A 9,173-nucleotide genomic window follows, 5' to 3' on the forward strand; every position below is an offset into this window, starting at 1 on the left:
TGCGCCCAGAGGTTCGCGCAAAGCGCACAACCCCAGGCACTGACGATACCCGCGTGTACGATAAAGTGCAGTGGACCGCGTTAAAAGCCGAACTGGACAGCGCGAGCCACTATGAAGGCGTGACCACTATTGCGGTCAAAATTCGTGGCACCAATGCCCTGGCCGGCAGTGCAGAGAATAAATTCAATCTCATCGCCATCCGCAAACTTCCCGTCTATGAGAATGGCAGCTGGTCCGCGCCTCAACTCACTGAAGATATCGCCCCGTTCTTTGCCTATGTGATCAAGAGCGTCGGTCATACCGATCACCAGATTGGCCTGGAGGAGATGGAGGAGCTGCACGATTTATGGAGCGCGCGCGGTGATAGCTTCTCGGCGGTATTCGATAACAAAACCACCCTGTTCGAAGCCCTAAAAAAAGTCCTCGCCGTGGGCTATGCCGAGCCCACCCTGGACTATGGGCAAATTATCCCAGTACGCGATGGCCCGCGCACCGCCTTCGAGCACATGTACCAACCGGACAATATGGTCGGTGAACTAGAAAGGGATATAAAGCTGTTTGACCCCGACGAGCCGGACGGCATCGAGGTGGAATATTTCGACCCGCAAACCTGGAAACCGGCCACGGTGTTGTGCACCTTACCGGGAGATCTGGGGCAAGCGCCGAAAAAAGTTAGGGCCTTCGGCATCACCGATAAAACCAAAGCCTGGCGCTTCGGCATGCGGCAAAGGCGCATTCAGCGATACCGCCGCACCCGCTACACATTCAAGACCGAAATGGACGGCCTCAACAGCCGTTATCTGAGCTACTGCGCTCTCGCCGACGATATCCCCGGCTACTCACAGACGGGCAGAGTGTTGGCGGTCAACGGGCGAGTGATCACCCTGGATGCGGACCTGGAGTGGGGCACAGGTACGCACTTCCTCGCCCTGCGCAAACCAGATGGCACCCTGTCCGGCCTCTATACGGCTACGCCAACCGACAGCGCCAATATCGTAACGATAGGTTCCAATCTGAATTTTTCCCCCACACTAGATGGCAGTATGGAGCCGCCGCTGTATATGTTCGGCGAGGCCGAGCGTTGGAGCCACCCGGCACTCATCACCGATATTAAACCCAGCGGCACTGAGCGGGTGAGTATGACGGCGGTGAATTACGATGAGCGGGTTTATGTTGATGATGACAATGGGCCGGCTTGATTAATTGGGCTGGCCACTCCGGGGGGATGTAGGAGATTAATGGGATACCGGCAGCGGTTTGGCTGGGTTGGTTGTGCAGATGTTGGGGGCAATGGATGGGGTTTGATAGAGTAGCCAAGCCTCCTAGCTATTACTTTTGTTTAATTGTGATTATTAGGGATAAGTAATGCAAATTAACTGCCATACACGCCGAACCTCCCTGCATATGTAGAAAACAATAATGTTATTTCTTTAAGGAGGTAAAAGACGAATAAATTTGTTTTCTAGGTTTTCTAGGTTTTCTAGGTTTTCTATAGGGTGAGCGAATGAATATATGAACTCTAAATCTTTTGCATTAATTTAAGATTGAAGCTATATGGGGCCAAATAATCATGTTCTTAAGGTTACAGTAAATTGGTACTGTGTTGGAGTAGAAAAAATTTACATTTAAGTTTGGAAGGTTAAAATATGAAGGGATCGCACATGATCAATAAAGTAATAAAGTAATAAAGTAATAATGGAATATATATGTTTAAAAAGTTATCTCTGCCAGTCGTTTTGACGGCCGTGGTTGCAAGCGCAAATTCTTTTGCCGAAGACTGTCAGTTTGTATGGGTGGACGTACCCATAGCATGGGAAAAAATTTATTCTTATAGAAATCTATGTAGCTATTCATTTACGAGTAGCTACAGAACCCAGTCAGGAGATTATATCGAGGTAATTGGTGCTGCAGACGACTATCAGACCTCTTGGAGTGCTGATTTAAAGAATGTTCTTTGCCCTTCCACTAGGCGGGGGGAAATAAATTATGTTAATTTATCCAATCCTCAGGACCTCATTCCCGTTGCTTTTGGCACTATACCTTTAAAATCAGCTGAATTACAGACTAAAGAAGAGAAAGGTGAGCCGATAGAGTGGGAGAGAAGACAAGTTGTTAGGCCAAGAGGATGTATTCCATGGTAGTGTTACCGGAAGCCTGCTTAGCATCGCTATAGGGTCATGAAAAGCAATTGAACGATCTGCGGCTGGTGTGATGTCAAGGTCCTGTTTCCTACCTTGTGCTATAGATCTGGTTGAAGTGGTTTACCTTCGCTTCAGCCGGATTTTGCCGCTATCATACGAGATTTACGCAGCTCGCGTCCCGTTAATTTCAAAAAACCGACATTAGGATTTTATTCTTTATCCTTGATGGGTAATTTATCAAAGTCAGGATGTCACTTTTTTAAGGTAAAAATTTACTCAAAAAAAGGCTCTTGGCGCAAGGGGGATGTTTGGCGGTGCATACTTTCGAGTGTATTTGTCTTCAGTTGAATCGTTATCTTTACTAGATTTTACAGACAATGTAAGGGTTGAATAACCCTGTTGGGTTGGGGAGTATTTTTTGAATTTTAAAATTTCAGTTCAATTGTGTGGATTTGATTTATTTTCTTTTGCGGGTTTGGAAAGATTTATTGTTTTTTAGGTCGGTTGAATTTAACACAAGATAGGGGTGGCACATGACCTCAATAACTTTATTAAACTGTTTGCCCATTATAACTCGGACCAACTTAAAGGTGTGCGAAAGGTGTATTTCAATAGGGGTGGGGAAATTCTGAATGTGTTTAATCGTTACCCTGGTCGTAACAAATACCATGGCCATTGTAGCGGAAAGACTGATAATAATAGCGGTGAGGAGCAGGGGTTGAGACGCATCGATTAGCAGCAATACAATTCTCATTGATAATGTCCCGGTTGAGTAAGTCGAAATGCAAGTGGCCTTACGTGTAAATAATTCTAAACATAAAGAGGGCTCAGTTGAAAAAGCAGAAAGCCTTGCATCGAAGAAAAAAGGTAGGTGTTGCCATAGGCAATGGTTCTACATGGTCTAAAACAAAACAAAACAAAACAAAACAAAACAAAACAAAACAAAATAAACAAAATGTATTTGTTTATTTTGATCAACTTCCTGTACGATCCCTCAAAACAATGAGGGTCGTCATGCGCCTTTTACTGCCTATTCTCCTATCTGCCACTCTGGCTGATTGATGACGGCCTGAACTAAAGCAAGGGCGATAATGGCCCCGATCAATGGTCGCCCCCGTGCTAGCCTGCGCGCACTTATTTTGTAGCAGTTTCAGGCTATCGCTGAAAAGTATGATCTAATGTGAAAGGAAGTGAAGCTTATTCCTCTTCGTTATCCCATTGCTCTTCATAGCCATTACTTACAAGATAGCCATTCAGAGTATGGAAAATAGCTTCAGCCCAGGATTCAAAGCCTTCTCGCTCCAGAATTGGAAGCCCCTGGCCCCGATCGTCCGCCATAACATCCACCATCTTCCAGTAAAAGCTGGAGAGAGTCTGCGCTTCTTGCTCGTTTGCCACTTCCCGCTTTTCTAGTACCGCCCTGGCCTTCGTATCACCCATCTTGTCGGCATAGTGAAACAGGATCTGTTCTTCATCCGGGTATTTGTATTCGATCATAGTGCGTCCTGCGCCTCTCGTATAACTGACATTCTATCTGCGACCCAGGTTAGCTTCTCTACCAAGGTCTCCACTTTCATTCTCTCAGTCACCGTTAATAGGTAATGATTTTTATCTTTCGGGTCTGGCACAAAGGCTAGGCCAGAGGGAATATCTACTTTCTCAAGAACCCAGAATACGTGGATAGGTAGCCCTCGGGTTATTTTCTTTTTCAAGCGATAGATGCGCTTTAAGTGTTGCCAGTGTGCGGAAAAGGATAGGCCCATTTTCTCATGGGGGAGTACCCAATGTTCATCTGGAGAAAATAGATAGTCCCGCTTTCTAACGCCCATAATCACAGAGGCATCTTTGCTGTTCTTATAAAGTGTCGGGTGGGCTCCTTGTTCGGTTGGCCGGGCATAAAAGGGACCTAAAGTTTTGATGTACTCACGCAGGTCTTCAACAGTACGGAATTGTTACACCTAACCCCTCCATGGGTGATAAATATTTAGCTTAAGATTGAAGCCTCACAGGCTCCCCCAATGATAGGACGCCAGAATATAATGGGCTAAACAAACACTCAAGTGGAATAACTGGTGTCATAATAACTGGGTTTAGAGTAACCCTTTGTCGTTTAAGATTTATATGCGCTTACTTTATCTACTTGTTCTTGCGGCCACATTAAGCGGTTGCTACGAAGCCGAACCTGAGGCTTACGATCGCCAGCAGTGGTTGCCCAGCTGGTCCGATGCGGACGGTGACTGTCTGAGCACTCGCCAAGAGCTGCTTGTACAGTTCTCTCTGGCCCCGGTGACATTCACCAATGTTAAGGGTTGCACAGTTCAATCTGGCCTGTGGCTGGACCCGTACACCGGCAACTTTTACACCCTGGCTTCCGACCTGGATGTTGAACACATCGTGCCACTTTCATGGGCGCATGAGCACGGTGGTGCCAATTGGACTGTGAAGCTAAAGAGGCAGTTTGCTGAAGACCCTGAGAATCTATGGCTGGTCGATGATGGCCGGAACCAAAGCAAGGGCGACAAAGGCCCGGACGAGTGGATGCCACCTTATGAGCCCGTTCAGGCCATCTATTTGCAGCAGTTTATGGCAATACTGGAGAAATATGGGCTGAAGTTCTCGCAGGGCGAATCAGCCCAGAAATTAACCATGTTAGATGAGTAAGGTTTATTATCCCTTTGCCGCTACTTTCAATCTTTCCAGGAGAGTAAGTGATGGAATCCCACTATCCTCTTGGTCGGCTTCTGCCTGAAAGGCCTTAATGGCCTTAAGAGTCATAATCCCAAACTTACCATCCTCAGGGCCAGCATTAAATCCAAGATAATTTAAATGCTGTTGGATTTGAAGGATGAGATCTTCAGGCTTTATCTTTCTCAGATCATTTTTTTGGCTAATAGGATTTGTGTCTTGTTGTGGAATGTTATCTGATTTGTCGTTGTCAATGCTTGCAGTAGTTGATTCTCGGAACTTTGTCCTTACAGAATTTCCAAGTTCTGAATGTGAATCTTCAATAATCTTGGTGACTTCTTGAAGTCTTTTTTCAGACGAGTCTTTATTAAAATATGAGGAGGCTTGGCTTAAAATTCCCAAAATTAAAGATGAGATTACACCGGCCCAAGCGACTTTTATGGTTTTTCCAAACTTTATCTCATCTAAAGATTTAAAATTGTTTTCTTTTAATTTTCTTAAGGTTGGGGTGGGTATTATCTCAGAGATACTATATTTTATGAGTAGGCTAAGTATTTTTTCATCTGAAATTGAAAACCATAAAGTATCTTCATCCTTCTTTTTTTGATTTTTTGGGGGATTGATTATTAAGCTTTCAGGATTGAACCCAAAATCCGAATGAATCAATATGAGGCCATCCCTCTCTAACTTATCCAATAGCGTGAGGCAGCAGAGAAGATCAAGTTTTATCCGGCCGGACTTTTCAAAAAGCCTGGTGGTCAAATCATTAGTTTTTTCTAGATAAAAGTATCGTGCATGAAGCATTCTTATTTTTAACATCAATGCAAAAATTTGCTTCACTGCAATAATTGCTGTACTGACTCAGAATGGGGCCTAGCCGGTATGCTACCTGTTTATCATTGCAGATGTAGTCAATGATCGATTTTTCTTCTTCGCCATACTGGCTACTTGATTTACTGGCGGTCTTTTTCTTCACACTAAATCCTTACACTTAGTATCTCTTGCTCATTCTATACTTTTCAGGTTTTGGCGTAATCCCCAATTATACTCAAGGAAATACAGCTGGCTGTTACTAAAAAAGCAGCGTTAGTTTATATATACATTGTTAGGTCTTTTAGAAACTATCCCTCCTTTACCGCAAGAGTATTGCTTGCACCTCATCTATCCGGGGGAGGGCCACCTTGAATAAGTCCTCAGTCCAGATGGATATTTAATGATCAGTTCGTATGCCATCCTTGTTACTCTGTTAACTGATGGCTCAAGACTAGCGGGGAATATCCCTAGCCTTCTGGCGATGGAACCCACACAGTCATCTACACTGGATAGCTGCGGAAAAGAATTGGGTGGAGTCTTCATCGTAAGAGCCAGCTCAGACTCTGGTCCCCCTGGACGAATAAACCGCATCCTCCGACAGTAGCTGCTCGGCTTTTAGAGGCATTCCTGGTTGCCCTACGGCATCCTCTTCTCCTGCATATACTGACTTCCTGAGCGCGAAATGTAGGCGTATGCTTCATTCTGCCTCGAGTACTGTGTATCCAAACAGTGGTTTGGTAGATTGCCCCTGTGTCGTCGGAAAGAAGGAGTTGAACCATGACATTTATAGAGGTTGAAGACGAGATACGTGCTTGCTTGAACACTATTGATATGACCGCAGACACTGCCGATCCGAAAATCAGGGACATGCTAATGGTGCAGATAAACAACCTGGATGCAGCAACCAACACCCTTGTTGATGAGCTGAATGCCTTAAATAAAAAGCAAGAACAGCTTCGAGAATTATTAAAGTAGTCAGGCAAGGTCAAGAGGTGGCGCAGTGGCCGATATCGACGTTGGTAAATACCTCGAAGGATATCGCTATGTGCCGTTTGATTTGTTGGTTACTAATCATTCCTCAGAATCGCCCGCGTCGTGATGTTCGGCTGTCATTGCGGCTTAGTGATTCAGGAGGTCAGTTGCTGTTGCAGTGGGGGCCGCGTAAACCTAGTCAAGATCGCAGCCCCGAGTAGGTTGGTTATAGTGAGATAACCAACCTTCAAAGCTCTACTTTTCGTGCGTACAGCCTGATCCGCAACAGTCAACTCCAGCTTTAGGGCCGGCTTTGATATCAGTCTCTAACTGCATGGGGTATGTCCTTATCTTTGTTGGGTAATATAAAATCGATCGACCGGAAGCATATTACGAGTTTCATTGTCGCTGACCGGTCAATTCGTGTGTGGAATCTAACGTTACCTAAAATGAAAAGATCGAACAATATTTAAATCTGGTTTGGTATGTATTTTTTTGATAGCTGCTTGTACCAATTAGGTACTCCAAAATTTTTGTGGATCAAGGGTAGGCGGCTGCATCCCGTCTGATCCCACCTGCCTTTTGCTCTTTTTTATTCTTTCTGCAGGTCTTCCTGTGTTCTGTGGCGTCAGCTGCGGCTTCCCCTTACCAGCAGATGACCACAAAGAAGAAGCCCTTAGCCTAGATGAGCATTTAATAACCAATGGCCCGGCGACGTTCATGGCTCGTGCCAATGGCGATTCTATGCAAGGGGTGGGAATCTTTGACCGGGATATCCTCATCATTGACCGCTCGCTGACGCCGATAAATGGTGATGTGGTGGTCGTAGCCCTGGATGGGCAACTGACCTGCAAAATCTTAGATAGAGGGCGGGGGTGGTTGTTGTCGGCAAATGATAAATATAAGCCAATCCCTATCTGGGAGGGGCAGGAGCTGATTGTGGAGGGGGTGGTTAAGGCGTCAATTCGGTACCATCGTGGGGGTTAATGAATCGCTGGCTATACATACAGGTTTGCCGTAATTTTCGACGCTAATTTTACAGGCGGGAATTTCATCTATAAAATCGTTTATAATCAATGGGTTAGATTTTTGTACCAGTACTTCTGGGGGTGTGGTGGTCGTCGGTTCAAATCCGGCCACTCCGACCATATATTTCGTTGCATAGCAACGGCCAAAAAAACCTGCTTTTTAGCGGGTTTTTTTGTGGGTGGGATTTTCAGTGATTTAGCTGGAGGGAATGTCAGTTGCTGCGCATGTGGGGCATCTCTTCAAAAAAATTAGAGGAGAGTAAAAGTAATATTTTATCCGCATGGCTTGATAGTCATCAATCTCGTCAAGTTGAGCTAGATCTAGAGGCCGAGTTATTTCTAGTCGCTAATGGCCTCAACCTTGGCCCATCAACATGTTCTGTAGGTGTCCAGAAATTATCCGGTAAATGGCGGTAGAAGCTAACAAATAGTGGCTGTCGGAAAGCTTCCGCTCCCTCATCGTTACAAATTATCTGCAGCGCTGGGCGTTCCACTACAGTATTCAAAAAATAGAGAGTTATAAAAATATGTACGTAAAAAGTTTTGTTTTGGTCGCAATAGCTATATTTAATTCTGCCTGTGCTAGCAGGTATCTAGAGCCGCAGGAGGGTGAGTTGGCCGCTTTGGAGATGCCAGTAAAACACGTAAAGGTAGGTATCGGAGCAAATTCATCAATTTATCTTTTTGCAATTAAGGAAGAAGGATCCAGCTGTGGGAAAGTTTTCAAACCACTGGGGCCTAAAAATCGAGGAGATAAAACAGCTACCGTTAACATTCCAGCTGATCGTGAAATATTTGTAGCTAATTCTTCAAGCATAGGGAGCTATTCGTTTTGTAACGTTGCTGGTTCATTTAAGTCAGCTCAAAATAAAAAGTACAAACTCACTTAAGCGCCAATTTTTAGTGGCTGTGGTATCGTGTTGTTCGAATTGGATGGTGATAAAGCTAAAGCCGTAAAATTGGACGATGCAAAACTTGATAATTTAACTGGAACAAAAATATGTGCTGAGTAAAGACCTGAAAAATATACTAAGAGAGGCACTTTATCGTCGCAAATTTTGTGGCGGGTACCACAAAAACCCTAGATTGCTAATATAAGTGACACACGCCTGCCTGCTAGAAATTCTAGTGGGCTCAAGCAATTTAGAATCTTCCTTGGACGAGTGTTTATGTAGTGGTCTAATTCTTCCGGACACTTCGCTAAGATGGTAAAACTACCAAGCGAGGTGAAGTATGACAACAAAAGGTATACGTAGGCATTTCAAGCCGGAGTTCAAGAAAGACGCCGTAGCCCTAGTCTCCGAGCAAGGGTATTCGATTTCTAAGGCAGCTGAAGTTGCTGGAACTACTACCAACAATCTACGACGCTGGATAAAGGAACTGAAGCAAGAAGAAAGTGGTGTGAGACTGGGCGTTGATGAGCGAACTGAATTAGACCGGCTGCGACGTGAGGTAAAGCAGTTACGTATGGAGAAGGAGATCCTAAAAAAGGCCAGCGCCTTCTTTGCGAAAGAAATGAAATAAAATACAGCTT

The 9,173-nt window shown here is 44.8% G+C and carries 10 protein-coding genes and 1 pseudogene; 8 read left to right on the top strand and 3 right to left on the bottom strand.

Annotated elements, in window-relative coordinates; translation table 11 throughout:
• The 3 genes from LC073_RS21030 to LC073_RS21040 all read left to right on the top strand — a co-directional run.
• The coding region (locus LC073_RS21030; protein WP_226649530.1) for a host specificity factor TipJ family phage tail protein at positions 1-1,199 on the top strand (1,199 nt) is incomplete at its 5' end.
• Between the two features lie 507 nt (positions 1,200-1,706).
• Positions 1,707-2,141, top strand: coding sequence for a hypothetical protein (locus LC073_RS21035; protein WP_226649532.1), 435 nt, complete (start codon positions 1,707-1,709; stop codon positions 2,139-2,141).
• Between the two features lie 831 nt (positions 2,142-2,972).
• A complete protein-coding gene (locus LC073_RS21040) occupies positions 2,973-3,203 on the top strand; it encodes a hypothetical protein (RefSeq protein WP_226649534.1) in 231 nt (76 codons plus the stop codon).
• A 135-nt stretch (positions 3,204-3,338) separates the two neighbouring features.
• Here the strand turns inward: LC073_RS21040 and LC073_RS21045 are convergent, their stop codons facing one another.
• Both LC073_RS21045 and LC073_RS21050 read right to left on the bottom strand, forming a co-directional pair.
• Positions 3,339-3,638 (bottom strand): hypothetical protein, encoded by a 300-nt coding sequence (locus LC073_RS21045; RefSeq protein WP_226649536.1) that lies wholly within the window; start codon positions 3,636-3,638, stop codon positions 3,339-3,341.
• On the bottom strand, positions 3,635-3,970 hold the full coding sequence (locus LC073_RS21050; RefSeq protein ID WP_226649538.1) for a hypothetical protein: 336 nt from the start codon (positions 3,968-3,970) through the stop codon (positions 3,635-3,637). The genes LC073_RS21045 and LC073_RS21050 overlap by 4 nt, the downstream gene beginning before the upstream one ends.
• Before the next feature lie 274 nt (positions 3,971-4,244).
• Here LC073_RS21050 and LC073_RS21055 point away from each other — a divergent pair, with 274 nt between their 5' ends.
• On the top strand, positions 4,245-4,802 hold the full coding sequence (locus LC073_RS21055) for an HNH endonuclease family protein (RefSeq protein ID WP_226649540.1): 558 nt from the start codon (positions 4,245-4,247) through the stop codon (positions 4,800-4,802).
• Positions 4,803-4,808: 6 nt separating this feature from the next.
• Here the strand turns inward: LC073_RS21055 and LC073_RS21060 are convergent, their stop codons facing one another.
• Complete coding sequence (locus LC073_RS21060) at positions 4,809-5,666, bottom strand: peptidoglycan-binding domain-containing protein (protein ID WP_226649542.1); 858 nt, start codon at positions 5,664-5,666, stop codon at positions 4,809-4,811.
• Positions 5,667-6,416: 750 nt separating this feature from the next.
• Here LC073_RS21060 and LC073_RS21065 point away from each other — a divergent pair.
• From LC073_RS21065 to LC073_RS22045, 4 genes and pseudogenes are all read left to right on the top strand, one after another.
• Positions 6,417-6,614, top strand: a complete 198-nt coding sequence (locus LC073_RS21065) for a hypothetical protein (protein ID WP_226649544.1) — start codon at positions 6,417-6,419, stop codon at positions 6,612-6,614.
• Positions 6,615-7,226: 612 nt separating this feature from the next.
• Positions 7,227-7,598, top strand: coding sequence for a LexA family protein (locus tag LC073_RS21070; protein ID WP_226649546.1), 372 nt, complete (start codon positions 7,227-7,229; stop codon positions 7,596-7,598).
• A 568-nt stretch (positions 7,599-8,166) separates the two neighbouring features.
• Positions 8,167-8,529 (top strand): hypothetical protein, encoded by a 363-nt coding sequence (locus tag LC073_RS21075; protein WP_226649548.1) that lies wholly within the window; start codon positions 8,167-8,169, stop codon positions 8,527-8,529.
• A 343-nt stretch (positions 8,530-8,872) separates the two neighbouring features.
• A pseudogene (locus LC073_RS22045) lies at positions 8,873-9,049 on the top strand (transposase); the annotation flags it as partial.
• Positions 9,050-9,173 lie beyond the last annotated feature (124 nt).

It is taken from the genome of Microbulbifer variabilis (assembly GCF_020524905.1).
Classification (GTDB): Bacteria; Pseudomonadota; Gammaproteobacteria; order Pseudomonadales; family Cellvibrionaceae; genus Microbulbifer; species Microbulbifer variabilis_A.